At 49.7% G+C, this 26825-nt stretch carries 19 protein-coding genes and 1 pseudogene; 7 read left to right on the forward strand and 13 right to left on the reverse strand.

Annotated elements, in window-relative coordinates:
- Positions 1 to 11: 11 nt before the first annotated feature.
- The 6 genes from AC0YN0_RS21570 to AC0YN0_RS21595 form a co-directional block, all read right to left on the reverse strand.
- On the reverse strand, positions 12 to 1304 hold the full coding sequence (locus AC0YN0_RS21570; RefSeq protein ID WP_475823098.1) for an ABC transporter substrate-binding protein: 1293 nt from the start codon (positions 1302 to 1304) through the stop codon (positions 12 to 14).
- The gene (locus AC0YN0_RS21575; protein WP_475823099.1) at positions 1301 to 3055 is read right to left on the reverse strand and encodes a sensor histidine kinase; all 1755 of its coding nucleotides are present in this window, start codon (positions 3053 to 3055) and stop codon (positions 1301 to 1303) included. Before AC0YN0_RS21575 ends, AC0YN0_RS21570 begins: the two co-directional genes overlap by 4 nt.
- 153 nt (positions 3056 to 3208) lie before the next feature.
- A complete protein-coding gene (locus AC0YN0_RS21580; protein ID WP_475823100.1) occupies positions 3209 to 4873 on the reverse strand; it encodes a type 2 periplasmic-binding domain-containing protein in 1665 nt (554 codons plus the stop codon).
- A 33-nt stretch (positions 4874 to 4906) separates the two neighbouring features.
- Positions 4907 to 5776 carry a carbohydrate ABC transporter permease gene (locus AC0YN0_RS21585; RefSeq protein WP_442048851.1) on the reverse strand — a complete coding sequence of 290 codons (870 nt, stop codon included), beginning with the start codon at positions 5774 to 5776 and terminating at the stop codon, positions 4907 to 4909.
- A 13-nt stretch (positions 5777 to 5789) separates the two neighbouring features.
- Complete coding sequence (locus tag AC0YN0_RS21590; protein WP_475823101.1) at positions 5790 to 6752, reverse strand: ABC transporter permease; 963 nt, start codon at positions 6750 to 6752, stop codon at positions 5790 to 5792.
- Between the two features lie 217 nt (positions 6753 to 6969).
- Positions 6970 to 8520, reverse strand: coding sequence for a response regulator (locus AC0YN0_RS21595; RefSeq protein ID WP_475823102.1), 1551 nt, complete (start codon positions 8518 to 8520; stop codon positions 6970 to 6972).
- Positions 8521 to 8634: 114 nt separating this feature from the next.
- Between AC0YN0_RS21595 and AC0YN0_RS21600 the strand changes: the two genes are divergently transcribed.
- From AC0YN0_RS21600 to AC0YN0_RS21610, 3 genes are all read left to right on the forward strand, one after another.
- Positions 8635 to 9342, forward strand: a complete 708-nt coding sequence (locus AC0YN0_RS21600; protein ID WP_475823103.1) for a response regulator transcription factor — start codon at positions 8635 to 8637, stop codon at positions 9340 to 9342.
- Positions 9320 to 10792 carry a sensor histidine kinase gene (locus AC0YN0_RS21605; protein ID WP_475823104.1) on the forward strand — a complete coding sequence of 491 codons (1473 nt, stop codon included), beginning with the start codon at positions 9320 to 9322 and terminating at the stop codon, positions 10790 to 10792. Before AC0YN0_RS21600 ends, AC0YN0_RS21605 begins: the two co-directional genes overlap by 23 nt.
- Positions 10793 to 10890: 98 nt before the next feature.
- Complete coding sequence (locus AC0YN0_RS21610) at positions 10891 to 12006, forward strand: TolB family protein (RefSeq protein WP_475823105.1); 1116 nt, start codon at positions 10891 to 10893, stop codon at positions 12004 to 12006.
- Positions 12007 to 12075: 69 nt separating this feature from the next.
- On the opposite strand, the gene AC0YN0_RS21615 is transcribed toward AC0YN0_RS21610, so the two are convergent.
- A complete protein-coding gene (locus tag AC0YN0_RS21615) occupies positions 12076 to 14091 on the reverse strand; it encodes a beta-galactosidase (RefSeq protein ID WP_475823106.1) in 2016 nt (671 codons plus the stop codon).
- Between the two features lie 188 nt (positions 14092 to 14279).
- Between AC0YN0_RS21615 and AC0YN0_RS21620 the strand changes: the two genes are divergently transcribed.
- The gene (locus tag AC0YN0_RS21620) at positions 14280 to 15134 is read left to right on the forward strand and encodes an AraC family transcriptional regulator (protein ID WP_475823107.1); all 855 of its coding nucleotides are present in this window, start codon (positions 14280 to 14282) and stop codon (positions 15132 to 15134) included.
- A 240-nt stretch (positions 15135 to 15374) separates the two neighbouring features.
- Here AC0YN0_RS21620 and AC0YN0_RS21625 read toward each other — a convergent pair.
- Positions 15375 to 16211, reverse strand: a pseudogene (locus AC0YN0_RS21625) (formylglycine-generating enzyme family protein); the annotation flags it as partial.
- 285 nt (positions 16212 to 16496) lie between these two features.
- Between AC0YN0_RS21625 and AC0YN0_RS21630 the strand changes: the two are divergent.
- The 3 genes from AC0YN0_RS21630 (at position 16497) to AC0YN0_RS21640 (ending at position 19083) form a co-directional block, all read left to right on the forward strand.
- Positions 16497 to 17693 (forward strand): ROK family protein, encoded by a 1197-nt coding sequence (locus tag AC0YN0_RS21630; RefSeq protein ID WP_475823108.1) that lies wholly within the window; start codon positions 16497 to 16499, stop codon positions 17691 to 17693.
- A 216-nt stretch (positions 17694 to 17909) separates the two neighbouring features.
- The gene (locus AC0YN0_RS21635) at positions 17910 to 18536 is read left to right on the forward strand and encodes a chromate transporter (RefSeq protein WP_475823109.1); all 627 of its coding nucleotides are present in this window, start codon (positions 17910 to 17912) and stop codon (positions 18534 to 18536) included.
- A gap of 10 nt (positions 18537 to 18546) precedes the next feature.
- Positions 18547 to 19083, forward strand: coding sequence for a chromate transporter (locus AC0YN0_RS21640; protein WP_475823110.1), 537 nt, complete (start codon positions 18547 to 18549; stop codon positions 19081 to 19083).
- 102 nt (positions 19084 to 19185) lie between these two features.
- Here the strand turns inward: AC0YN0_RS21640 and AC0YN0_RS21645 are convergent, their stop codons facing one another.
- From AC0YN0_RS21645 to AC0YN0_RS21665, 5 genes are all read right to left on the reverse strand, one after another.
- The gene (locus AC0YN0_RS21645; protein ID WP_475823111.1) at positions 19186 to 20814 is read right to left on the reverse strand and encodes an extracellular solute-binding protein; all 1629 of its coding nucleotides are present in this window, start codon (positions 20812 to 20814) and stop codon (positions 19186 to 19188) included.
- 69 nt (positions 20815 to 20883) lie between these two features.
- Complete coding sequence (locus AC0YN0_RS21650; RefSeq protein WP_475823112.1) at positions 20884 to 21780, reverse strand: carbohydrate ABC transporter permease; 897 nt, start codon at positions 21778 to 21780, stop codon at positions 20884 to 20886.
- Positions 21781 to 21805: 25 nt separating this feature from the next.
- Positions 21806 to 22744 carry an ABC transporter permease gene (locus AC0YN0_RS21655; RefSeq protein ID WP_475823113.1) on the reverse strand — a complete coding sequence of 313 codons (939 nt, stop codon included), beginning with the start codon at positions 22742 to 22744 and terminating at the stop codon, positions 21806 to 21808.
- A 543-nt stretch (positions 22745 to 23287) separates the two neighbouring features.
- Positions 23288 to 24679, reverse strand: coding sequence for a sulfatase family protein (locus AC0YN0_RS21660; protein WP_475823114.1), 1392 nt, complete (start codon positions 24677 to 24679; stop codon positions 23288 to 23290).
- A gap of 48 nt (positions 24680 to 24727) precedes the next feature.
- Positions 24728 to 26623, reverse strand: coding sequence for a family 20 glycosylhydrolase (locus AC0YN0_RS21665; RefSeq protein WP_475823115.1), 1896 nt, complete (start codon positions 26621 to 26623; stop codon positions 24728 to 24730).
- Positions 26624 to 26825 lie beyond the last annotated feature (202 nt).

The raw sequence follows: 26825 nt of genomic DNA on the forward strand, positions 1-26825 counted from the left end.
CTTTCATCTCCTCATTTTTTATTTCGCTCCAAGATAGCGTTCGCTTTCGTTCTAAATTCAGCGGCAGCCGCTTGCGGCGTTATTTTGTCGAACAACAGCAAGTCATACAGATTGCGAAGCACCGCCGTCACTTCCCCCGTTCCGACCGGATCAGGCGGATCGATCGGGCTGCTATGCTGCTCCACCCATTCCACATATTCGAACACTTGCTGCTGCTCCGGTTCAAGGAAAGGCTTCAAATCGTCTTTCACCTTCGCGGACACCGGTACGCCCCGCTCCGCCTTCATAATCTTGTTCGCTTCCAGATCGTTGACGAAAAAGCTGATGAACTTAGCCGCCTCGTCCTTATACTTCGAGTTTTTCGCCACGGAGAAAAACATGCCCGGCTTCAGAAACATGCCTTGATCTCTATTCGGACCGGGAATTGGCGCTAACTGCAGCGGTTTGCCGTATTTCTCGGCCGTTGTAATAAACTGATTGGAATAGCCCCAGCCGAGCAGCGCTCCTCCCGTATAGAACGGATCCGAATCCGATAACCGCACATCGGAATACCATATATCCGGCGAGAAAATGAGACGTGCCTTCGCCATTCTCTGCATGCGGCCGAAATAATCCACGAACAGCTCGTCATCCTCATACCCGACCTTCGTGCCGTCGGCGGCAAACAGCGTGCGGCCGTTCTGTCTAAGATAGTAGGCAAAATACTGCTCAGGCGTAAGGTCTGTTCCGATATAAACGCCTTTGCCCTTCAATTGGTCGCCCATCGCTTCAAAATCGGACCATGTCCAATCCTCGGTCGGCGGCGCAATGCCATGCCGCTTGAATACTTCCGGATCATAGACGCTGAACAGCGCGTTGACGCCTAAGTTAATGCCGAATAAACGATCGTTGATCTTGCCTCCGGACAAGTTGTTATCGCTAATCTGGCTTGCGTCGATCAACCTCTTATCCATATAAGGCGTTAAGTCCTCAAGTAAATCCAAGGACGCATATTGCGCCAAATAGGAAACATCCATCTGAATGATGTCCGGCAGCGCGTTGCCGGCGGCATATGGCGCGAGCTTCTTCCAATATTCGTTAAAGCCGGTATATTCGAATTCAATGTTCACACGCGGATTTTGCTTTTCGTACATTTCGATCGCCTGGATCGTCGCATTGTTTCTAAAATCTCCCCCCCACCAGAACACCCGGAGCGTAATCGGCTCGTCGGATGAACGGACCGGATCAACCGTCTCCGCCCTGCCGCAGCCGAATAATAGCGCAACGATCCCTAGCAGCATCCCTATCCGTATAGTCGTTCTCATCCTGCTTGTACCTCCCGAGTAAGCGGCAGCATGACCAAAACTTTCGTGCCGCTCCCCACCTTGCTTTCTATTAGAATCCCATAGCTTTCTCCAAAGGCGAGCCTCATTCGATCTTGGATATTCGTCAGACCGATGCCCGATCCCCTTGTTTCAACTTCTCCGCTAAGCACCTTGCGCAAATAATGCTCTTCCATGCCGGGCCCCTGGTCCTCGACGATTACAGCGAGCTGATCGCCTGTTTCCTGGGTATAAATACGAATGGTGCAAGGCTCGATCTGAGGTTCGAGTGCATACTGGATCGCATTTTCCAATAAAGGCTGAAGCGTCAGCTTCGGTATCGGAACGTTCGCGTACCGCTCGTCTACGTCCATGTGGAAGTCGAGCCGATGCTGGAAGCGATACTTCTGGATGGTAATATAATGCTGTACGATTTCGAGCTCCTCCGCGATCGTAATGACGTTGCGTTTCAGGCTGATCGACGAACGAAGCAAATAGCCTAGCGACACGACCATGCTCGATATTTGTCCTTGAGCGTTCTTCTTCGCCAGCCAATTGATCGAATCCAGCGAATTGTACAGAAAATGCGGATTAATCTGAGCTTGCAGCGCCTTAAACTCGGTTTCCTTAATAATGAGCTGATTCGCGTAATTTTCTTTGATTAACGTATTAATCCGGGCCATCATTAACCGGAATGTGCGCTGAAGCAGCCCGACCTCGTCCATTTGCTGAATCACGGCGCCGTGCAGACTGGCACCCATGTTTTCCAGGTCTCCGTACTGCACTTCTTTCATCTGGTTGATGAGTAAGCGAATCGGCTTCGTTAGGCTTCGGGCGAACAGCAGTCCGATTAAGATTACGATAATAACCGTAGCCGTAAACACGATAATCAACGTGTTTTTGAGCCACACGATTTTTTCGAAAATATGATTGTAGGGGACCACATTGTAATAGGTCCAGCCCGTATACGATGATTTTTTCTGAGATAAAAATACCGCTTCACCGTTCATATCCTTAATTTCATAACCGTCTGATTGATCTAAAGGCTGTGCGGCCTGAGCCATTTCGGGCGAAAGATTGCGGTACGGATAAACGACGCTTTGGCCGGACTTCATGATTACATCGCTGTTCTCTGAAGCAATGCCCGCATAATCCTCAACGATTCGTTCAATGTTGATGCGTAGGATGAGGAACCCGATCGGCTCAAGCGTCAAAGGCTCGTAAGATCGAACTTCCCTTACGAGAATCAGCATCGGGTCGGTATTATCCGGATACAACCAGCGCGCGGCTCCTTTGCCTGCCGAAGCCATATCACGGATGCGCTTATACTTCTCGCCCACCAGCTCGACGGAGCTGCCGTATTTGCTTACCCTCTCCTTCGTATCAACCAAGTGCACGGACTGCACGTATCGTTCGGATGTGCTTATATGCGCCCACAACCGATCAGTCATTCTCTTGCGGATGACATAACCGGTATATTCGGAGTCGTCCACTAGCAGCTCCTTCAAGCTTTGCTGTATGACCGTATCCGATAGGATGGTCAATGACATCGATTCCAGCTTCTTAAGCTCCATATCGATCGAAGAGGACGATAAGTTCAGCAGTCTATGCGATTTATCGTACAGCTGCTTATCGTAAATCGAATAGGCGTAATAGAGCGAGCTGAACGCCAGGGTAATGATGAGGATCATAATGAACGCAATGATAAAAAATATTTTCAGCTTTATGCTCATATTTCGATAGGCTTTGATCAAGCGAGTGCCTCCTTAGCATCATTCATACTTTAGGTATAACATATTCAGGAGCATACTGCGCACTCAATCTCTCATTCCGCATGATCGAAGCTGGAAGAAGAGACTGCTTGCCGAGGCTTTCGCCGCCCCGGTAAACAGTCTCTCTATTGGCTATTACTTGTTCATATAACGTTCGTAAGCTGCTTGATGAAGCTTAATCGCTTCGTCAATACCCATGCCTTTGATCGTATCTACCATTTTGTCATACTCTGACACCGGCTTCGAGCCGTTTATGATTGCAGTCATCGTTTCGTTCAAGTATGTGTTAACTTGGCTCATGATGGAGGTCACTTGGCTTGCTTCGTCGATCGAAAGGCGAATCATAGGAAGCGCCAGCGCCGAGCTCTGCTTCATCCATTCCGTGTTCGCGTCTTTTTGACCTTGGTCAAACAGCAGCGCGTCCAAATATTTGCTGTCTTGGTTGATCGGTCCGTCCATGATCGAGAGCGCGAATTTCGAAAGCGCTTGGTCATACGTCAAGCCGTCCGGATTTTTCGTAATCAGATCCGTAAACTTGTAAGTGTCGCCCTCTTTCGTGTAGCTCTCGCCTTCGATGCCGAAGTTGAACAAATCGCTGCCTTCAGGGCTGTAGTTGTAATCCATCCATTGAACGATATACTTCAGCTTATCTTTGTCCGCGCTGGAAGTAATCGCTTCGCCGTAAGTCAACACTTTATTTTCCATATTGAACGCCGCGTATGATTTGCCGTCCGGCGCAAGCGCCGAAGCAACGCCCGTCAAGTTGAAGTTCGGATCGGTGCCTCTCATCAAGTTAAAGTATTTGCCCATGCCGCTGAATACGCCGCCTTGATAAGATCCGGCTAAGTTATTCGTCACTTTGTAGTCGAACGCTTTGCCGTCGTTCGTCATAATCTCAGGATCGACAAGTCCTTCTTGGTACCATTTCGCCATTTCCGTAAGGAAATCTTTATATCCAGGCAGGATCGGACCGAATGCTACTTTGCCGTCCTGGATTTGGAAGCCGCCGATAACGCCGAACGCAGGCGCGAAGTCATGCAGCTTCGTCAGGTTGCCAGGGCCCCAGTTGCCGGTGAACGGAAGCTCGTCGGCTTTGCCGTTGCCGTTCGGATCCTGCTCCTTGAACGCTTTCAATACCGTATGCCACTCGTCGATCGTTGTCGGTGACTTCAGGTTCAACTTATCAAGCCAGTCTTTCCGCATAATGAGACCAGAAGTCGCGTTCAGCTTCAAGGCATCCAATTTAAGCAACGGGAACATGTAAATCGTGCCGTCGTCGAGTGAAATTTGCTTCTTCACGTCCGGATCGGAATCGATAATTTTTTTCAGGTTCGGCGCATATTGATCAATCAGCTCGTTCAGGCGGATAATGCGGCCGTCATCGATCATTTTCTCGGGTCCGCCGACAGCATCTGCCCAGTTATAATAAATCACGTCCGGCAAATCTTTCGTAGCGATCAGCAGGTTGAACTGATCCTTCTGCTGTCCTAGCGGCGGATGCGTAAATTCGGCTTTGATCCCGGTCAGCTCTTCTTTCTTTTTATAGCTGGCCATTTCACCGAAATTTTGCAAAGAAGCCGTCAGCTTGCCGTCGTTAGCGCGCCAATAATCGATCGTGAACGATTCGTTCGTAATCGGAAGCGGAATTTCAGTAATCGCTTCTTCCTTAGGCGCCTCCGTACCCGCCGGCGTATTGCCGTTATTGCCTGTGTTTGATCCATTGTTGTTCCCCGAGCATGCCGACAAGATGCTGAGCAGCACCATGGAGCTCACAAGAATTAACCCCGCTTTTTTCTTCACAGTGAATCGCCTCCAAGTAAAGTTTGAATTTATTTATTGTTTCACGGCACCGATTAAAGCGCCTTGAACAAAAAATCGTTGGATGAACGGGTACACAATCATAATCGGCAGCGTCGAAATAATGATCGTCGCGTACTTGATGTTTTCCCCGATCGCAAAGCCCGTGTCCGCTCCCGCCCCCATCGCTTCCGTACTGCTGCTAATGAGAATATCGCGCATGACGATTTGGATCGGATACAGCTCTTGACTGCGCAGATAAAGCATCGGATTCACGTAATCGTTCCAATGATCAACCGCGTAATACAGCATCATCACCGCAAGAATCGATTTGGACAGCGGAAGCACGATGCGGAACAGAACAGTGATGTCATTGGCTCCGTCAAGCTTGGCCGATTCGATCAGGCTGATCGGAATCGACTCGAAGCTCGTCTTCATAATAAGGAAGTAGAAGGTACTGATTGCGCCTGGGATAAGAAGCGCCCATCTCGTGTCGACAAGACCGAGATTTTGCACGAGCAGGAAAGTCGGAATCATGCCGCCGCCGAAAAACATCGTAAATGTAATCATCTTCATGAGCGTCTTTCTGCCCATTAGATCCATACGGGAAAGCCCGTAAGCGGCAAGCGAGGTCATAAACAGGTTAATTGTCGTTCCGACCACAACGTAGATAAGCGTATTGAGATATCCGGTATAGATCTTTGGATAATTGAACACGAATTTGTAAGCTTCAAGCTGGAAGCCTTGAGGCAGCAGCATGAGCGATCGCGACCGAAGCATTTGATCCGGATCGCTGACCGATGAGTTAAGCACGTACAGCATCGGGTAGAAGCACAGTGCTATGACAAAACATAGCAGCAGGATGTTGACGGTATCGAATACATATTCGCCTGTTGAGCGTTTCATAGGCTCCTCCTATTTACCAGAGACTTGTGGAATTCACCTTGCGGCTAATCGAGTTCGCTAGCAATAGCAGCGAGAAGTTAATGACACCGTTAATGAGTCCGATTGCTGTCGAGTATGTGTAATTGCCTTCCAGAATGCCTGACCGATAGACGAAGGTCGATATGACGTCGGATGTCTCATAGGTTGGCGCTGTTTGCATAAGCAATATTTTTTGGAAATCGGAATTCATCACTGCGCCTAGACGAAGAATCAGCATGACGACAATCGTTGGCAATATACCCGGAAGCGTAATATGCATTAATTGCTTCCAGCGCCCCGCGCCATCCATCTTCGCCGCTTCGTACAGCTGCGGATCGATGCCGCTCAGCGCCGCCAGGAAGATGATCGACGCCCAGCCCGCACCTTGCCAGATGTTCGACAAAATGTACATCGGCCTGAACATATCCGCTTCCGCTAGGAACATGACCGGCTGAAGATCGAAGAAGCTTCGAATGACGTTGAACAAGCCGCCGTCAAGCGCTGAGAACGTTTTCAACATACCGACTACGACTACGACGGATATGAAGTGAGGCATATAGCTGACCGTTTGCACCGTGCTCTTGAACCACTTCAATCGAACCTCGTTCAGCAGCAGCGCCAATATAATCGGGGCCGGGAAGCCGAACACAATACTATAAAAGCTGAGAATAAGCGTATTTTTTATAATTCGCCAAAAGTAATAACTTTCGAAAAACATCGTAAAGTTGTCGAACCCGATCCATTTGCCTTCCATAATGCCCTTGATCGGACTGTAAGACTTTTGAAACGCCATCAGGAGGCCGTACATCGGTCCATAGCTGAAAATCAAGTAGTAAGCGACAACCGGAATTAACATGAGGTATACATATTTATTCCGAATGAGTTCCTTTTTGATGAAGGATAATGTGCTTGTCTTCGCCTTTGCGCTCTTGTCTGCCAGCTGTTGCTCCAGCTCCATCGGGTAACCCTCCATCCTTCGTGTTAATTAATTAATGATTACGCTTACTACTATAACCGCTTCGATTGACGATGCCCATGTCCATTTCCGATGCCTTTTTGTTCAAAACCGTTGCTAAATTTCCGTTGAAAAAAATCCGACATTGGCTTAGGAGAGAAAGAAAAAACACCCTGCAATCCGTCTAAGTACGGATGCAAGGTGCTACTGTGCGTATCGCTTATGAAGGTGATTTCCGGTATTCGGATGGCGAAAAACCGGTATACTTCTTGAATATTTTGCTGAAATACGAATAATTTTCACCGAAGCCCGACGCTTCGGCCAGCGATGCAATCGTCAAGTCGCCTCCGCGCTCGATATGCTCCAGCGCCTTCTCGATCCGGATGTTCATGACGTAATTCGTAAACTTTTCGCCGGTTTCCTTTTTGAACATTTTGCTGATGTAATCGGGATTCATATAAATTTCGGCAGCAATCGTCTGCAGCGTCAACGTTTCGTCGCTGTATCTCTCCTGCACGATCTGGATCACGCTTTGCACCATTTGCGACTGCTTGCGGCGGTTGCGCTCATAACGGTCCAGCGTAATTTCGCGGGCGATCGTCATAACAAACTGCTCGAACGACTGCAGCGTGCTGACCGCGATTAGACCCGGCAGCTTGTCCAAATATCCTTTCATCTGAGCGGGAGAGCATATACGAATAATTTCCATGAAGATTTGGATGAGATACGACTTCGTTTCCTCGATCTCATATCGAAGCTCGGACAGCTCCCCGAACATTCGCTTCAGCTCAAGCTCGGCGTCCGCCCAGTGGCCCGCCTTGATCGGCATCGACAGCCGCTCCGGATCGTATTCGAAATCCCGCTTCTCCGCATCCTCCGGAACGGAAATATCGCGTTCCGTAATTAAGCTTCCTTCCCCAAGGTAGAACCGGTGATTGAGACAAGCAAGCGTATGCGTGTACAACCGCCTCACATGCGCGAGCTCGCCGGGCTCGCTCAGCGCGGCCGTTAGATCCAAACGGTAATATTTCATAAAGGTGGAGCGGATCGCGTCGATTTTCTCGAACAATTGCTCCTCGCTAAGCTCATCCTCCATCAGCAGCAGCACATGGCCTCCTACCGTCGAGCTTAAGACCGGATTTTGAAATACGTCCTCGGCAATGTTTTTGACCGCAAACAAATGCTCGTACTCGTAATCGCCTTCGATTTCCGCAAGCAGCAGCCGAACGCGCTGGGTTTGAAACTGCAGACCGAACAAGCGGCCGAAATATTGCCATTCCATAACGCCGTACGTTTTGTTCGTGACGAGCTCCTTCAGAAATTGCTCCTTCGCATGCGGCAGCACGCGCTCGAGGCCGTACTTAATCGATTGCACAAAATGGTCGTTGTCATCCTTTTCCCGTCGCCGCTGCACGACTTCCTCGAGCGCTTCCATTAGCGCTTCCTCGCTGCACGGCTTCAGCAAATAGTGATTGACCCCGTGCTGCATGGCGGTCTTCGCATAATCGAATTCGGAGAAGCCCGTTAGCAAAATAAACGATATATCCGGATTAAGCTCCCTCACCGCTGCTACGAGCTGCAGGCCGTCCATTCCCGGCATGCGAATGTCGCTGATAATAATATCCGGCGGATCGCGCTTCACGAGCTCGAACGCCTCGACTCCGTTTTGCGCCGTTCCGATTAATTGCGTACCGCATGCTTCCCAATCTACGACCGAAGCAATGCCGTCTAATATAATAAATTCGTCATCCACTAAGAGTACCTTATACATCGCTACACTCCACTTTTCCAGACATACACCATTTATACTAGAAATGAGTGATAGATTTCAAGTTTCAGGGATGATAGACTGTTTTGTAAATTGCGAGAATGGATCGGTGAATCAATGAACGAAAAAATTATGGTCATCGAAGACGAAAGAAACATTGCGGATGCCATCGCATACGCCCTAAGAAGAGAAGGATACACCGTCCAGGTAGTTGCTCATGGATCAGCAGCATTGGAAAGCGTATATGCGTTTCGTCCGGATGCCATCATTTTGGATGTGATGCTTCCCGGCATGGATGGCTATGACATTCTGAAGAAGCTGCAGGATAAAGGGCGCATCGGCGTGATCATGCTGACAGCCAAAGAGGATATCATCAACAAAATTTTGGGACTTGAGCTGGGAGCCGACGATTATATCACGAAGCCCTTCGATATGCGGGAGCTGCTTGCGCGTTTAAAGTCCTTGCTTAGAAGAATGCAGGCCGCAGGAGAGAAGCAAGAGCTTGACGAAATCAAGCTGAGCGGAATCGTGCTACATAGGAGCAAACGAACGGCTTTTGCCGGCGACGAGAAGCTGGACTTGACACCGAAAGAATACGATCTGTTGGCACTGCTGATTGCCAGCCCCGACAGAGTCTATACGAGAGAGCAGCTTTTGGATTTGGTCTGGGGAATGGATTATATAGGCGGCACGCGCACCGTGGACATTCATGTGCAAAGGCTTAGAAAAAAGCTAGGAGCCGATCATAGCGATATCATACAGACCGTACACGGCATCGGTTATAAAGCGATGGGAGGATACCGTGAGAATCAGCATAAAAATTAAATTCAGTATTTTTTTGGCTATCCTATTGCTTCTTACGGTGTTCGTCCTAAGCTTGCTCGTGCTGGAAGGCATCAAAAAAAATCAGCAGGCGGAGATCGAGCAGTATTTTGCCCAGCAAGCGACAACCGCAAACGTCTATTTGATCCAGACCATTATGACCGAGTCGATCAAAGTGCCTCAAACGTTTCTTGCGTCGAAAGGCAAGGATTTTGCAGAGCAATTAGAATTAATTAGCGGGCAATCGGTCGTGTTATACGATCAGCAAGGAACCATTCTTAATAAAGACAGACCGAACGTTGCAACAGGCAGCATGAAGAAAACGTTAGCCTTTGCCCTGAACAATAAAACGGCCTATCTCACGGAAAAAGAATCGCTGTATTACATGACCCCGTTAAGCGCGGGCAATGAGCAGATCGGCGTTGTGCAGTTCAATTACTCCTTATCGAAAAACCTGGCTTTCTACAATCAGATCAAGCAGCTGTTTATTTATATCGGGACGGGCGTGTTTTTGCTCAGCTTTATTTTGGCTTATGTTTACTTTAATTCGTTTGCCGGCGGCATCATCAGACTTAACCGCACGGTGGATCGGATTCGGGACGGGCAGTTCACGGCAGACACGCTCTCGCGAAACGATGAAATCGGTGAATTGAGCGAAGGCATCCGGGCCATGAGCGAGCAAATTATGCGAACCATCCGAGATAAGGATCACGAACGGGAAAAATTAACGCTGGCGGTCCATAAATTATCTCTGCTTGATAAGCAGCAAAAGCAGTTTATCGGCAACGTTACCCACGAGTTCAAAACACCGTTAACATCCATTAAAGCCTATCTAGATTTGCTTGACATGTACCCGGACGATGAGGAGTTGCTCAAAACAGCGAAAGCCAATATCCAAAGCCAAACTCGGCGGCTTTATGAAATGGTCGAAAAGGTGTTGCAATTGGCATCGCTGGACAAATACGATTTTGAATTCATTAAAGAAAAAATCGATGTGCGGCAAGCGATCCAGCTCGTGCTGAACAGCCTGCAAGGGAAGCTGGATAAGTTCGGCATACGACTGGAGACGGAATTAACCGAAGCTAATGCGGAGGCCGACAAAGACTGCTTGACGATCGTTCTTGTCAATCTTATGGATAACGCCATTAAATATAACAAACCAAAGGGCCGTATTTGGGTAAGGAATGAATGGAAGGATGGTCAGGTTGTCATTGAAATAGCCGATACGGGCATTGGCATCCCGGAAGACGTAGCGCACAAAATTTTCGAGCCATTCTACACCGTCGACAAAAACAGAGCCCAGGAACATGGCGGCGCCGGTCTAGGACTTTCTCTAGCCAAGAAGGTTGCGGAATCGCAAGGGGGCTCTATCGAGCTTGTGAGCACCGATTCGGCAGGAACCGTATTCAGAATCTCTTTCCCGGCTTATGGGCCATTGGAATTGGGTAACTAAAATTAACATATTCGTTGCTTTTGTTTACATCTTGGAAACATCCGTTTGCAGGATTGGAACAATTTCTTGATATTGTAGGTATCGAGGAGGCGATCTTAATGAAGAAAACAAATAGGATCATAGTCGGTTTTGCTGCAACGCTGCTTATATACGTTACGGCCTGCAGTTCGGAAGAGGGCGTTAACAGGGTGGTCATCAAAGAGCCCGGGGAAACGATTACGGTTATTGATGATACCGGCAAGGAAGCAGGCGAGCCTACTGTTTCCGTCGACAAAATGGAACGGTATGAAAAGATGGAAATAACGGACTGGTTGAACGAGGAAACCGTCATCGTATCGAAAGAAAACACGTCACTAGATAAAATGAAGCTGGAGGAATTGTCGGATTCCTACCCTAGAAGCCTGTATTTCTACAACCTTACTACCAAACAATACGAGCTGCTAAAAGAACAGGCTAATGTTTTCCTGGGAGGTGCGTCCTTATCTGCTGATAAAAACTATTTGCTATATAGCGAATTCTCATTAGGAGATCCTGTCTATCACATGATGGACCTGAATACGTTGGATTCATTCGGCATTATGGGAGATCCGATTGGCGGAGCTATGAGCGCCCATTGGTCGGATGAAGCAACGATAATTGGCGCAGCTTACAGCGGAGGCGCCTACACAGCAAGTTCTACCGGGAGCATCGCTCCATTAGTCGGCTTAACGGAGGAACCTTTGGTTATCGCCCAAAAAATGAAGGATAAGGTTTATTACACTACCAATTCCAATGAGTCCTTAATGGTGCTCGACCTAGGGACGAAGGTAAAGGCAAGCATGAATTTGGATCATGTTTACGGCGTATTCCCCTCGCCCGACGGGAATCAAATGCTGGTGTTGCAAGCAAACGGCTCCAAAAACGTATTGATTCTTTGCGACGCAGACGGGGGCAATCAAAAAACGATTGCTGAAGGGACGGAGCTTAACGGGATTTCATGGTCGCCCGATCAGCGGATGATTGCGTACAGCGAGAAGGCCGATGTAAACGGAGTAACCGTGAAGGGGCTATATATCCACGACCTGTTAACCGATAAGTCCACCCAGCTGGCCGTCGATATCGAAAATGCATCCACCTCTTGGAGTCCTTCCAGCAAAGCGCTCGTTTATGCCGAATGGAACGGCAGCCAATATAACAGCACGATCGTTCATTTAACGTATTCATTGCAAAAATAATCCATATAGAAGGTTAGCCAAAAAAAAGCATTTCCTCCTTACGAGGAAATGCTTTTGAGCTGATTCTATTTAATTTTTGCTCTCCTCAATAATCGCGAAACCCCAGCCGTCTAACACGATTTGCTCCCCGGACACGATGTTCCGATCGGATAATAACTCGATCCCATTACCATGAGGATAGGAGAAGGACTGCGGATCACTGGAATAGTTAAAATAATAACGGATGGTCCGCCCTGCTTCATTTACGCCACTCTTGACGATCAATGGAAAGCGAAGCTCTTGGTCCGGGCCATATAGGCCTGCAGCCTTGCAAGCTCGCTCTAACACTTTCCCCGCAACCTCCGGACTTGGCACGTAACCGATATAGGTAGCCGTACCAAGGCCGTATTGGTTCTCCGTAATCGCTGCATATTTCCCCCAGTAAGGATGATCATACCAGGCGAGTACCTCCGCCGTTGTCGGAGTGAGGAGCTCCATCCACACATCAACCTTGCCCGACTCCTCATCAATACCAAATGGATTTCCCTTGAGCGAAACCTTATTCGGCTGTACGAACTGACTGTATTGGATGCCGCATGCCTTTTCTATAATAGCTGGCTGAATGCTAGTCCGAACCTTAATATGTTCGTTGGCGAATCCGCTCTTAAACGTATACACAACATGGCCGCCGTTCTCCACGTATTGGTTTAGCTTATCGAGAAGTTCGTCCGATGCCGCATAAAGCGCCGGTACGACAATGAGGTCATAATTCTCGAACAAGTCATAAGAGCTTGGATACAGCAGATCACAGCCAATATTCACCTCATACAACCGGTCATAGAGCAGACGAACCATTTCGTTATAACCGACTTTGCCTCCAGGCAACTTGAACCATTCGAGCGCGGTTAACGCCTCATTACTGACAAGCATGGCTGCCCGGTTCGCCTTCTTCAAATGGATGAGATTAGCAGACAGCCGCTTGAAATCGCGACCAACCGTTATCGCTTCCTCATAGGTTGGATTCGTCCCCATATCATGGCTGAGCAGGCCCTTCCAATACGTTTCAGCGGAGTTATGGATCGAATGCCAGTGCCAGTATGCGACCATATTGGCTCCGGAAGCCAGATGACTGAAGGCTTGAAGCCGAAGCTGGCCAGGATAAGGCGTCCAATTCGGAAACGCTTGGGCTTGCGTCTCAAGCACGAAGTAATTATTCCCCTTCAGAGATCGAGTAGAGTCGCCGCCAAACGAGATTTCCTTCCCTGTCAGCTCGTCCTGCGAGGGATGATAAATATCGACTCCCGCTATATCGAGCGCCTTTGCTGCTTCGAAGTGATCGACATCCTTCTGGACACCGAACGAATGGCCCCGCCAATCAAAATCGAAGTTATGCGTCACAAACTGATTAGGCTGCTTATACTCATTCACAATGGAAACTTGCCAAGCTAAAAAATCAGTAACCAACTGACGCTGGAATCGGGAGAATTCCGCGCCGAGACTGCCGTTGATCGTACCGACGGTGGACGGGAAATCCTCCCAGCTGTTGATTCGGTTACTCCAATAGTCGAAGCCGAATTCCTGATTAAGCCGCTCCACCGTCCCGAATTTTTCCCTCATATACTTAATGAACCGATGCTGCACATTAGGGCCGCTCGTATGGTAATGCTTGGTTTCGTTATCCACCTGATAACCAATAACAGCAGGGTGGCTACATACTCGGCTTATCAGCTTGCGGATAATCCTCTCCGAATAGAAGAGATAAGCCGGATTGATGATATCCATAATCTGTCTTGCCCCGTATCGGCCCGGTCCGCTCGGTGTCTCGGCCAGCACGTCCGGATGCTCCTTAACCATCCATGTCGGAACGGCATACGTCGGCGTGCCGACGATCACATGAATACCCGCTTTATGCATAGCGTCAAGCACACGGTCAACACTCGTAAAGTCGAAGACCCCATTTTGCGGTTCATGAGTACTCCATGTCGATTCCGCAATGCGGACGACATTAATACCGGCGGCCTTCATCATTCGAATGTCTTCCTCAAGGCGCTCATAGGGCATATATTCGTCATAGTAAGCGACGCCGTAATATAGTTGTTGTTGCACCGTCCATCTCTCCTTTAAAATCATCATGTTGATTTTCCTACCTTCATTTTAAAGGACGAGCAGACTTGAATAAATGACAAAAACATGCGACATGTATTAAAATATTGTCATTCGTATGTTAGAAACAAACTAAAAACATAGAGATCACATTTAATTAAATCAAAATATTGCGGCGTAAGGAGTTAGTCATGAACGAACATATCTTTCTGCCAAAGCCATTATTCCCTAGACATGTATGCTTTCCGGATTATATCGGAGGTTTCAGCGAATTTCCCGATCATCTTGTCAATCGCGAGTTCCAAACGCAAGAATTTAATCTCCATCGCAATTATAATTTGCATGTCGTGCTGGATGGCAAAGGCTGCCTTGTCACGGAAGGCAAACGTTATGAATTAGGGAAAGGACAAGGTTTCTTATATGGACCAGGCATGAGACAAAAATATTACTCCGATGCAAGCGAGCCTTGGAACATTCGGTGGATTCATTTCTACGGGGAGCGGCTAGAGGAGCTGCTAGATAGCAGAGGGCTTGATGAGCCTTGGTTGTTTTCCTTATCTAACTTATCGTCCATCGAGAGCTTAATCGAGAAACTGTTGTCATTGGGCAGAACCTATCAGATTGATGATGAATATACCGTAGCTTCTACTTTGTATGAACTGTTAACAAGGCTGCAGACTACATCCGATCGGCTGAACGTGCCTATCAATTATGCTTCCGATAAAATCCGAGCTGTCGCGAATTACGTTCGATCCCATAGTCATGAGTCCTTCTCTATCGACAAAGCAGCTGCTCTCGCTGGATACAGCACGCATTACTTCAGTCGCAAATTCGGCCAGACGTTCGGAAAATCTTTTCCGGATTTTTTACTGGAAGCCCGTCTTATCCAAGCCAAACGCCTACTTGCCTCAACCCAGCTGTCCGTAAAGCAAATCGCGCTGGAAACAGGCTTCTCGCAAGCCAGCTACTTTAGTGCATGCTTCCGGCAGCTTGAGGGGATGACGCCGTTACAATTCCGAAGCCTCCATATGATAGGTGAAGACTAACCATTAGTTATAAGATATATCATACAAACCAAGGTTATAGATTGATCAAATCAAAGTTTTTAATCGATATATCGTACAACATCATCAGCCTACATGGATGGATTAACCACTTTTGTATGATAAATCGAATAAACCTTGACAATGTACATCTGGTTTAACTGGTCTTATGTGCAAAATCATATACGGGATGGAACAGGTGCATTACCTGTTTCATCCCGTTCTTTCAGTTGGTCTACAATTCTAGTCGCAGACGACACGAAACCCCATATTTCCCGTTGAGCTGTCCGGTGTATTACTGCTTCTAGCTGCAAGCCGATAACGGTTGCAATAAGAACGATGGCACAAATACGAACCTCCCCGCACCGAACGATTTTCCGTTGGTACGTCAAACAGAGGATTTACATCCTTCGTTCTTGTATGATAATGCGGACTAAACCAATCCGCGCACCACTCCCATACATTGCCCGACATATTATAAAGGCCATATCCGTTCGGTTCATAGGCGTCTACGGGTGCAGTACCCACATAGCCGTCGCTTGCATTGTTTTTAACCGGGAATTTCCCCTGCCAAATGTTGCACATATGCTTGCCATCCGGCTTTAGCAGATCGCCCCATGGATACGTCTTTCTGCTTAACCCGCCCCTGGCTGCATATTCCCATTCCGCTTCCGTCGGCAGACGCGTTCCCGACCATGCGCAATACGCCGCAGCGTCATGCCATGAAATATGAACAACCGGGTGGTTCATCCGGTCTTCGATTGACGAATCGGGGCCTTCCGGCTTCTCCCAATACGCCCCCTCCACGACAAGCCACCAGGGTACTTGCCGCGGCACGTTCACAACGTGCTGACGCGTTTCTTCCGATGCGAGCAAATGAAAGACATAGGACCAGCCGAATCTCTCCGCTTCCGTTAAATAACCGGTATCTCGAACGAATGCGCTGAATTGTTTGTTAGTAACCGCGTATGGCGAGATACGAAACGGATCGACGCGTACTTTCCGAATGGGTCCTTCCCCGTCAGCCGGAAATCCGTCCGCCGCATCCGTCCCCATAAAAAACTCCCCGCCCTCCAAGGAGATGAAGCTGTCATTAGGATGAGAGGAGACAATCGTCTCTCCCGGTTCATATTTCTTTTGAATGGCTGCCGTTTGCGAAGCTTGACCTCGGCTGACTGAACAACATGATTGTTTAGGCTCCAGTTTACTCGTCCCTTTCGCTATAAGTTGAGTGGTCATCTAATTAGCGTGCACGAACCTTCCAAAACAGTTTAGCATACTGAAATTCGCTGCTGATAGAAAAACAATTGCTAGTCGATTATAATAAAGGGATTCCCATGCTATTACTTGGAATGAGGTTAACGCATGAACGTATTCTCGCACCAAATCGCTTCTCCGAAGAAGCTCATCTATATGCATGTCGCCCAGCATGGCATGACGTCGAAGGCCGAGCTTATGCCCGTATCCGGCATGACAAGCAGCTCTTTGACCCGACTGCTGGACGAGATGCTCACGGATAAATTATTGCTGACTTTCCAGGGACAATCCAGCGGAGGCAGAAAACCGATTTTGTATGATATCAATCCGAATTACGGTTATTTCTTCGGTTTGGACATATCGCGCCGAACATCAACGCTTGGTTTCTTCGACGCCAAGATGAATGCCAAAGCTCTTATGAGATGGCGAATGGACGAGGCCATGTCCCCGCCCGAGCTGATTGATTATGTCGTCCGCAGCATCAAGTCCATGATGCAAGACCACCATATTGAACGAAATCAAGTGATCGGTATCGGCGTCGGAGCCGTTGGACCGCTTGAACGCAGCAAAGGAATTATTTCCAAGCCCTCCGATTTCCCGTCCCCAGGCTGGACCCATGTGCCGATCTGCAGCCTTCTGGAGGAGAAAACCGGTATTCCCGCCCGATTAGAGAACGGAGCGAACGCCGCCTTGATCGGCGAACATTGGTCGATGCGCAGCGAAAATCTGCAGCATATGCTTTACGTCCATGCCGGCGTCGGGCTGCGGTCCGCGATGATGTCGGACGGACATATCGTTCACGGCTCCGTCGATATGGAAGGGGCTGTAGGACAAATGGTCATTCAGATGGACGGCCCCCGCTTGCATGACCGCGGCAACTACGGCGCCTGGGAGGCATTCGCTTCCGTTCAAGCGCTCGTGAAACGTGCCCGTGCCGATGCGAAAACCGGACGTACGGATATCCCCGGGACAGCCCATATATCGCCGGAGCGAATTACATATGACATGCTGCTTCACGGCCTTCACGCAGGCAGCGCCTATGCGCAGGAAATTTTCACCCAGTCCGCCGTGCATTTCGGAATCGGGCTTGCCAACTTGATTAACGTCCTTCATCCCGAGACCATTATTCTAGGTGGCACCCTGATTAACAGCAACGAACTGTTTTATCGGACTGCAGTAGATACAGCGCAGCGAAACACCTATTATTATCCCGACTATGCGCCGAGCTTTACGAAAGGAATCCTTCGCGAAGATGCCGTAGCGATAGGTTCGGCACTCCTGATTTGGAAAGACCTCGCTATGTAACCTAGCGTTTATCGGACAAGGCTAAAGCACCTCTTCGTGCTTTAGCCTTTTTCATGTTCCGGAACTACTTAATTCCAATTCAACAAAAACTAAACCGATTATCACCTACTTATCTCTCAAATAAGATTTATTGATAAAGATATCCTCAATAGTTTATCCCAAATTGGAATAAAGATGATATAATAAAGAAAACACAAGCACGAAGAGGTGTCAGCTATGGAGATTCGCCCCACTAACGGTACATCGCGCTTATATGAATTATTTTGGGTTTTTCTCAAAATCGGCCCCGCTACATTCGGTGGAGGGTATGCCATGATTCCGATGATTGAAAAAGAACTGGTGGATAAGCGGAAATGGATAACCCGCCAAGAAATGAATGATTTAATGTCTTTGGCGAGCGCGGCGCCAGGTGGTGTCGGCGTGAACGCTTCTGCCTTTCTGGGTTATCGAATGGGCAAGGTACCTGGCGCAATCGCTGCGACTCTAGGCATTACGCTTCCCAGTTTCATTATCGTTTTTCTCCTTAGCGCCTTTTATGCAGCCTTCCAATCCGAGCCTAAGGTAGAGGCCGCTTTCAAGGGCATACATGGCGCAATCATCGGACTCATCGCCGTAGCAGCGTTCAAAATGGGAAAAACAGCATTGTTCGACCTGGGTACTATCCTCATTTCAGTCTGTTCGTTAGCACTGCTTCTGCTGACCGGGATAAGTCCAACGGCCATGATTCTGGTCGGATTGGTTGCAGGCATTGTCCTTATCCGCATGAAGAAGCTGCTCGGGCTGTCCGTTCAAACCGAGAAAACCCCCAGCGAGAATCCGACCATGATTGAATATTATATTTAGGGGTGGTTCCATGCTATACTGGCAATTATTTCTCTCCTTTCTAAAGATCGGGCTCTTGTCCTTTGGCGGCGGCTATGCTGTCATTCCTACGATTCAATACGAAGTGGAGCGATACGGCTGGCTGACAGCCGAGCAATATCAGCGGAGCGTCTCGCTTGCAGGCATGTCGCCCGGACCTGTCGCAACCAACAGCGCAACGTTAATCGGTTACCAAGCGGGAGGCTTGCCGGGCTCCGTTATTGCTACGGCAGGAATGGTCCTGCCTTCTCTCGTCATCGTGATCCTGATTGCTGCTTTTTTCTATAAAATGAATACGAATATATGGGTCAAATCCTCTTTTTACGGTCTGCGGCCCATTATTACGGGCTTGATCGCATACGCAGCGATTCATTTCGGATTCTCCGGACAATCCGAGGCCATCTACCATTGGACTACGTTCGCAACTCTATTGATAGGCGTCCTAACTTTTCTTGCCATTATCAAATACAAAGTCCATCCGATCAGCGTAATCGCGGGGGCGGCGGTCATCGGTATTGTCTTGTTCTGACAGCCGCAGCAGCAAAGCCGCAATCCGATCGTTGATCTAGGTAGACAACGCAACAGGCCATTCAGGACGGGGTCCCCGTCGTGAATGGCCTGCGTGCCGAGCTTATTGGATACCTTGCTCTTTCGCCTTCGCGTTCACTTCTTCGATCATCTTGTCGAGTCCCTTGGACTTATAGCCGTCAATGATCTTCTGCCAGGATTGCTCCACGGGATCCTTCGACATCATCACTTTGAGCAAATCGTCGTGATCGAACACCGTAAAGCTGTCCTTGGTCGGAGTCGACATGTAAGTCAAGCGGATGTCGTACTCCGGCACTTTCGTGTTGTTCAGAATCCAGTCGATGTATTCCACGGCATCTTCTCTAAGGCCTTCATGGGCAATTGCCGGGTTGCTAACGTCATAGCGGTCCGATGTTTCGTATGCAACCAAATCTCTCAGGAAACCGGTAGCCGGATACTTCTCGACATGAGGCGTCTTATCCAGCATAACCTTCTTGTCGCCTTCTACTTTGTAGTCCACGCCTTCTTTGCCATAAGTCAGGAGATCTTTGCCCTCCGGAGACAGCACGTAATCATACAGCGCCAAGATGCGGTCCAGCTTCTTCGGATCGATCTTTCCGCTGAAGTAGCTCTCGGACCAATACGTTTTGAAGATGGCGTGATTACGCTCTCCGTCAGGTCCTTGCAGCGGCTTCAATACTTTCACCGTTTCCGACATATCCTTATCCGGGTAGCCGGCAGCCCAACGTTTCGTATTGACGTTCAAATCCAGGTTGATGAATCCGCCGCCGGAAAGCATTGCCGCAGCTTTGCCCGAAGCAAATTTGTCATAGGCGATATCCGGACTTGTCAGCGCGATATCCGGATCAATCAGACCGGTATCATACATATTCTTCATGTTTTGAAGGGCAGGCAGAGCATTCTTGGAGAATACGGCCGGAATGAACTTGCCGTCTTCCTTGATCCATTTGAAATCCGCGCCGCTGCCGTCGCTCGTGGCAACCGGGTTGCCGTACAGCCAGAACAATCCGCCCAGCATCTTCACTTGTGCCGCTGTCAGGCCTGTAATCTTCTTGCCTTCCGGATCGGCCTTCACTATCGCTTCAAGCATTGCATTGAACTCATCCCAAGTCTCCGGCTCCTTCGTAACGCCGGCCTCCTGCGCCAAATCCCAACGGTAGTAGACGACGCGGTCAAGCGCGCTCCAGTCCGTGCTCGGGAACATCCTTCTCGGAATCGTGTATTGTTTGCCATCGACGGCCAGCCCCGCAATGTCCGGAGCTTCAAAATATTTCGCCAGGTTTGGAAACTTCTCCAAGTCCGGCAGAGGGGCAACGACGCCTTGCTCGACCCACTTGCGTTGATACTGCGTGCCGATTGCGTCGATCGCGAATACGTCGGGCAGCTGTCCGGACGCGGCCCACATCTGAATTTTTTGGCCATAGTCATCCCAAGTCGTATTGACCGGCTTAATGGTCATATTGAATTTTTCCAAAATTTCCTGCACGATCGGGTCCTTCTCGATCTTGGTGGCTTCCGCTTCTACATCCCAGAAAGCAACGGAAATTTCCATCGGCTCCTTATACGGGTCGTCCTCGCCTCCCGCACTCGAATTCGTCGTTGCCGGGCTCTCGGACGGTTTCTCGTTCCCATTGCCGCCGCAAGCCGCAAGCAAACCCGCGATCATAGCCAAACAGGCCATGATGAAGCCAAACTTCTTGATTCCTTTCATTTTAAATCCTCCCTTTTTTGTCATTGTGAAGCTTTTGCTAGGATAGGACAAGCATCTATATGAATTTCCTTATCCTTTAATGGAGCCTACTAGTATCCCTTTGGCGAAGTGCTTCTGCAGGAATGGATATACCATCAGGATAGGCACGCTGGAGATGACGACTGTCGCCATCTGCAAAGCAGGCGTATACACCTTGCTGGAATTGCTGTCGGCCGCTTGCTGAGCAAGCGTATTAAGCAGCTGATTGCTCGTTATGAGCGTCTCCCGCAAGTAAATCTGGAGCGGCGTCTTCGCGGAGTCGCTGATAAAGATGAGCGCGTACCACCACTCGTTCCAACGCTCTACCGCGTAGAACAAGCCAAAGGTGGCGATGAACGGCGCGGAGATGGGAAGAATGATTTTGAGCAAAATGTACAGGTCGTTGGCTCCGTCCAGCTTCGCGGACTCTTCCAAGCTTTCCGGCAGCGTGCCGAAGTAGTTTTTCATAATAATCAAGTAGAACGTATTCAGCCCTGCGGGAATGATCATGACGAATATGCTGTTGACGAGCCCCAGCGATTTGATAATCAGATAGAACGGAATAAGCCCGCCGTTGAAAAACATCGTGAACAGGATGAGCGTCAGCATGGCGTTCCGCCCCGGCATCCCTTTCTTGGAGAGCGCGTAAGCGCCCGCAACCGATATCGTCATGCTGAACGCAACGCCAACGACGGTTACGATGAGCGTATTGACCGTAGAGCTCCAAAACTTCGCGTCGGACAGGATTACCTTATAAGCCGTTAAATCGAAGGACAAAGGCAGCAAGTACAGATTGAACTGGCTGATGACCTCGAATTTGGCAAACGAAATGATCAGGACGTTGTAGAACGGGAAAAACGTGACGAGAGACAATAGTCCGAGCACGATATACACGGCGATGTCGAACGCGCTCAGTCGTGTTTTTTTGTTCGCGTGCATTTGCTTCATCAGTCGAATACCTCCAAGCTGTAATTTAATAGAGTCCTTCCTCGCCCATTCGCTTCACGATTGTGTTCGCCAAGACGAGAAGCACGAGGCTGATGACGGACTTGATGAGACCGGCCGCCGTCATGTAACCGAAGTCTCCCCCTACTTGGAACGATGTGCGATAGATATACGTATCGATGACATCGGCCACCTCATAGACAGGTGAGCTGTACAGGTTGAAAATTTGATCAAAGCTTGCGCCTTGCGTAAGAAGCTGCCCTACATGGAGAATAAGCAAAATCGCCACCGTGCTTTTGATTCCCGGCCATGCAATGTGGAGCAGTCTCTTGAACCGGTTGGCTCCGTCCATCTCGGCCGCTTCGTACAGCTCGGGATTAATGCCCGCCAGCGCTGCCAGATAAATGATCGAATCCCAGCCGACTTCCCGCCACATATGGGTGAGATAAAGCAGAGGCCGGAAGGACTCGCTGTCCGTTAACGGCGCGATGGACTCGAATCCGAGGGACATGATGATTTGGTTCACGACGCCGTCTCGGCTGAGGATCATCGTAATAATGCCTGCAAGCACGACCCATGAGATGAAGTGGGGGAACGTGAGGACCGTCTGGAAAAACCGTTTGGCCGTTTTCCTCGAAAATTCGTTTAATAGAATGGCTAGGAAGATCGGCATCGGGAAATTGATCAGCAGCTTCATCAAGCTGATGATGATCGTGTTTTTGAATGCCGTTTGGAAATCCGCGTCGGACCATATCTTTTGGAAATGCTCGAATCCGATCCAGGGACTGCCTAGAATGCCGCCGCTGTAATCGAACGTCTTAAAAGCCAGCGTCACGCCGTACATCGGCGCGTAGGCGAACATCGCATACCATATAAGAACCGGCAGAACCATCAGATAAAAGTATTTGTGCTGAAGCATCGTTTTCCATAGCTTCTTTGTTGTTCCAACGCTCGCCTCGCTGCGCATCAACAGTCACTCCTTGCTTTTCTAGTATTGTGAATCCGGCGATCATTGTCTGCTTTTTCAGTATAAAAGGGACGGCGAAAGCGGAGTATGGACATAATCAGCCTTCTATGTGGACTCCGTAATGAAAGTGCTTTCAATTAATTTCAATCGCAAAATCCGACATAGTCGCCATACAAATGTACATAGAATCTGTTGCACTTTCTGCAGCAGATTGGTCAGTTCCCGCACTCTCCAGCCCCTCTCATTGCATTAACTGCAACTGAATTGCTCTAACCAGCCTCACATAGCCACTAATCGGGCTTTTCTGTTGCAGAAAGTGCAATCAACAAGCAGACTCGTTGCTATATTACGATTATCCGCTGCACTTTCTGCAACGAGACTAGTACGCAGTAACCACGGAAACTAGCTGCATGCCAAAGTAGGCTGTAAGAGCACATCTGCTCTTACACGATCCATGAGTCTGGCTGCACATGCTGTTGTAAGTTAATTAGTCAGCCAGAGAAAAAAATAAGCCGGCGCATCATGCGCCGGCCTCCTGCTCCGCTATAGGTCCTTCTTGCTCCTGTATTCCTCGGCGTGCAGCGGCCCGCCTTCCTTCATGACCGTCCATAACGGATCGGTATCGCAGTCCATCGTCGCCATCATGCCGTCATGCCATTCGTTAAGCAGGTAGACCGCTTCCTTGCACACGTCCCGCCGTTCCTCTGCCAGATTGCTCTGCTCGTAAGGATCGTCCTTCAGATTGAACAGCATTTCCTTCGGAAAACCATGATAGCCGTCGTGATAAGAGCGAATATACAGCCAATCCCCGAACCGGACGCTCCGCTGGCAGACATGGGCGCATTGCGTCAATACGAGGTAGTCCCTTCCCCGGTCCGATGCCCCGGATATGCCGTCCGCATAACTGATGCCATCCCAGCGTTCCGGATGTTTCGCGCCGATCAGATCGGCCAGAGTGGGAGCAAGATCCAGATGGTAATGCAGTCCCTCGTTCCTCGCGCCTTGCGCGCCGCCCGGCCAGCGGAAGATCATCGGGATGCGGCAGGTCCCCTGGTCGGCCGTGCCATGTTCGGAATAGATGCCAAGCTCCCCCATATTCTCCCCATGGTCCGCGCTGACCAGTATGGCCGTCTCCTCCAAGACCCCGAGCCGCTCAAGCAGCGACAGCACATGTCCGATATGATCATCCATGTAACGGATTGCGCAGTCGTAATTATCGATAATCTTTCTTATATCATCATAGGATTCGATTTGGGCGCTATGCCTGCTCCACTTGCCGTAATGCGACTTCGCGAGCGCGTTCATATCCGCAATGCTGTGCTGCCCCTCCTTATGAAGATGGGATCGGAACACCTCTTCCGTCAGCCATTCCGGCAACGGTTCATCCGCGAACGGATGACCGTATTGATCCGGCACCCGATAAGGCGTATGGGGGTCCCAGAAGTTCAGATGCAGGAACCATTGATCCGATCGCCCGTTGTCCTCTAGCCACTTCAGCGCGGTTGGGAGTACTTGATGCGCCGATTCCAACCCGTTCTCCCCGATATTATGTACCTCATGGAAGCCGGCATTGAAGGTCCATGCGGAATGCCGGTCGGCGAACGTGCTGATCGTCGCCGTCTTGTAGCCCGCTTCCCGCAATACGAAGGGGAGGCTCTCCCGCTTGAGCCGATCCTCGAAGCCCCGGGCCGCCCCGTCCCGCCGCATATCCGCCGCGGTGCCGCCATGTCCGGCTACGCCTGTATGGATTCCGAATCTACCCGACATAAGAGCCGTCCGGGAAGGCATGCACGGCGCATCGGAGCAATAATAGTTGGTGAAGACGGTGCCCTCTTCCGCTATGCGGTCAATGTTGGGCGACGTGGCGCGATGATAGCCGTAGCAGCCCAGATGATCGGGACGAAGCGAATCGAGGTCCAAATAAAGTATTCTCATGTTGCATCCATCTCCTTTTCGCTGATAAGAGTTTATATGGCTTCCGTTCTATATGCCCGCAAGAACCGACGGCGTGGCAATCGCATGCCACAAGGCAACGCTTATGACTTTCTGCTCGCTTTCTTCCCTCGCGTCGAACGTCAGAATCGGCTCTTCCAACTCCTCCAAATGCGATATTTCGCCTCGCGCGTACCCGCTAATGCGATCGATCGCGGTATGGATCCGCTGCAAGAGTCCACCCATGCGCAGATCGAATACATCCAGTCCGAATATTTTGTTTTCCAGCATCCACTGCTTCTTATAAGCGCTCATGAACCGCTCGGCTCTTGCCGTTATTTCCGGCAGCAATGACTCCGCGTATTTCCCTAGCTTCTCTTTATCGCCGGCGAGGTACGCCTCTCTTATCTCGACGCCGACAGACGACTTCAGTTCAAGCAAGCTGCACAGCGCGGCCTGCGTTACGAAGAGATCGTTCCATTGCGGATTGCGCGCCGCCGCAATCTCCAATAACGCTGCGCTTCTTCCATAATGCTCCCTGTAAGCTTGCGGCTGAACATGCTTATCGAACAACCCGTACAACACATCCTGATACAACAAATATTTGCTTGGATTGACTTGATTGCCCATGCTTAGACCCGGCGAAGGATTATCGGGAACCAGGTTGGCGAGATCCAAGGCCATAAAATCTCCGTAATCGCCGCCCGCGCATGTCTCGAAGCGCTCCCGCAGCACGGCTTCGTCTCCCGTGTTCTTATAGCAAAGCTCCGCCCACAGTTGCAAGGTCGGCAGGACAGCGAAGAGCGAGCATTCCGCCCCATTGTCTCCCCATGCCGTAACGAGCGTCTCGCGTATCCCGCTTGCGACGCAGCTCTCATGCGCCATAATTCCGATATGACGGCTGAATGCGTTGTTCGGGGCGAATCCCGTCCACTTCCAGGCGCCGCCGGCGAATACGATGTTGTCGTTCAATTGTTTATGCTTGCTCATCATGCCGTCGTATTTCGCACGATCTTCCGTATAATAATCCCAATAAACGAGTCTCAGATCCTTCGGTATATGGGTGGCGATATCCGCCCTGATCGGACTTTCGGGGTCGTAGTATTCGCCGCCGCTCGCAAGCCTGAAGAACATGTCGCTCCACATCATCGCCTTGTATCCGTACGAACGGGCTATGTCCATCACTTTGGCAAAATGCTTCATCATCAGCGCGGAACGGTCATGATAACCGTGCTTGTCCAAATATTTGCCCAGCCCCATCATATGCGCTTCGTCCATCCCGATATTAATGCTCCGGCTGCTCAGGTTGTCCGACATGGTCCGGAACATCTCTTCGATCAGCTTGTAGGTTCCCGGCTCGTCGATCAGCAATATATCGTTGCAATCTACCAGCTCGGCATGGGCGCCCCACTTCAGCGCAGGGCCAAGATGCGCAAGCGTCTGTATGCAAGGAACCAGCTCGATGCCAAAAAGCGCCGCGTAACGGTCCATGCTTTTCCATTGCTCCGCCGTGTAGCGCCCTCTCATATAGCCGAAGTACGGATAGGCTTTCATCTCGTAGGTATCTTCCGTATATAGCTGAACCGTCGTATAGCCCATAAGCGCCAGTCGCTTGATCATCATTTTGAACGCGTCCATATGCAGGACGGCGTTGCGGGAGCAGTCGATCATAATGCCCAAACTGTCGTACCATGGCGTCTCCTGCACGCTGAACGGTTTGCCTTTTCTAAGCCCCTCCACGACCAGTCCGAACGCTCGAACAAACTGCGAGCCTCCGCCGCAAGCGACAACAACCGTTTGACCGTCGTACTGAACGGCGATGCCGCCGCTCCCCGGTTTGAATTGCACGGAGATACCCTCCGCCGACAACGCAACGCGCAAGCCGCTTGCCGCTTCGGATATGGCTTGTCGTTGATCCTCCGTTAAACCCTTTATTTGAATGTCCATCCAAGCACTCTCCACTCTGTCATTGTCGTGCGCCTTGTGAACGCTTACAGGAAATGCGCTTATAACGGGGTCGCATGTGATCAAGCGCATAGTCCGTTTTTTACCTGCTTGACCATCTTCCTATAAGCTCTTCCATCATGTATTCAGCCATATTATAATGAACAATCAGGATTGCAGAGTATAGATAAAACCGGTATTTTCA

This window comes from Paenibacillus sp. J22P218, from assembly GCF_056269195.1.

Bases quoted from the DNA above. Each gene is read 5' to 3' on its own strand.
- AC0YN0_RS21570 (WP_475823098.1), bottom strand. From the start codon at position 1,304: ATGAGAACGACTATACGGATAGGGATGCTGCTAGGGATCGTTGCGCTA.
- AC0YN0_RS21585 (WP_442048851.1), bottom strand. From the start codon at position 5,776: ATGAAACGCTCAACAGGCGAATATGTATTCGATACCGTCAACATCCTG.
- AC0YN0_RS21590 (WP_475823101.1), bottom strand. From the start codon at position 6,752: ATGGAGCTGGAGCAACAGCTGGCAGACAAGAGCGCAAAGGCGAAGACA.
- AC0YN0_RS21595 (WP_475823102.1), bottom strand. From the start codon at position 8,520: ATGTATAAGGTACTCTTAGTGGATGACGAATTTATTATATTAGACGGC.
- AC0YN0_RS21600 (WP_475823103.1), top strand. From the start codon at position 8,635: ATGAACGAAAAAATTATGGTCATCGAAGACGAAAGAAACATTGCGGAT.
- AC0YN0_RS21610 (WP_475823105.1), top strand. From the start codon at position 10,891: ATGAAGAAAACAAATAGGATCATAGTCGGTTTTGCTGCAACGCTGCTT.
- AC0YN0_RS21620 (WP_475823107.1), top strand. From the start codon at position 14,280: ATGAACGAACATATCTTTCTGCCAAAGCCATTATTCCCTAGACATGTA.
- AC0YN0_RS21630 (WP_475823108.1), top strand. From the start codon at position 16,497: ATGAACGTATTCTCGCACCAAATCGCTTCTCCGAAGAAGCTCATCTAT.
- AC0YN0_RS21635 (WP_475823109.1), top strand. From the start codon at position 17,910: ATGGAGATTCGCCCCACTAACGGTACATCGCGCTTATATGAATTATTT.
- AC0YN0_RS21640 (WP_475823110.1), top strand. From the start codon at position 18,547: ATGCTATACTGGCAATTATTTCTCTCCTTTCTAAAGATCGGGCTCTTG.
- AC0YN0_RS21645 (WP_475823111.1), bottom strand. From the start codon at position 20,814: ATGAAAGGAATCAAGAAGTTTGGCTTCATCATGGCCTGTTTGGCTATG.
- AC0YN0_RS21650 (WP_475823112.1), bottom strand. From the start codon at position 21,780: ATGAAGCAAATGCACGCGAACAAAAAAACACGACTGAGCGCGTTCGAC.
- AC0YN0_RS21655 (WP_475823113.1), bottom strand. From the start codon at position 22,744: ATGCGCAGCGAGGCGAGCGTTGGAACAACAAAGAAGCTATGGAAAACG.
- AC0YN0_RS21660 (WP_475823114.1), bottom strand. From the start codon at position 24,679: ATGAGAATACTTTATTTGGACCTCGATTCGCTTCGTCCCGATCATCTG.
- AC0YN0_RS21665 (WP_475823115.1), bottom strand. From the start codon at position 26,623: ATGGACATTCAAATAAAGGGTTTAACGGAGGATCAACGACAAGCCATA.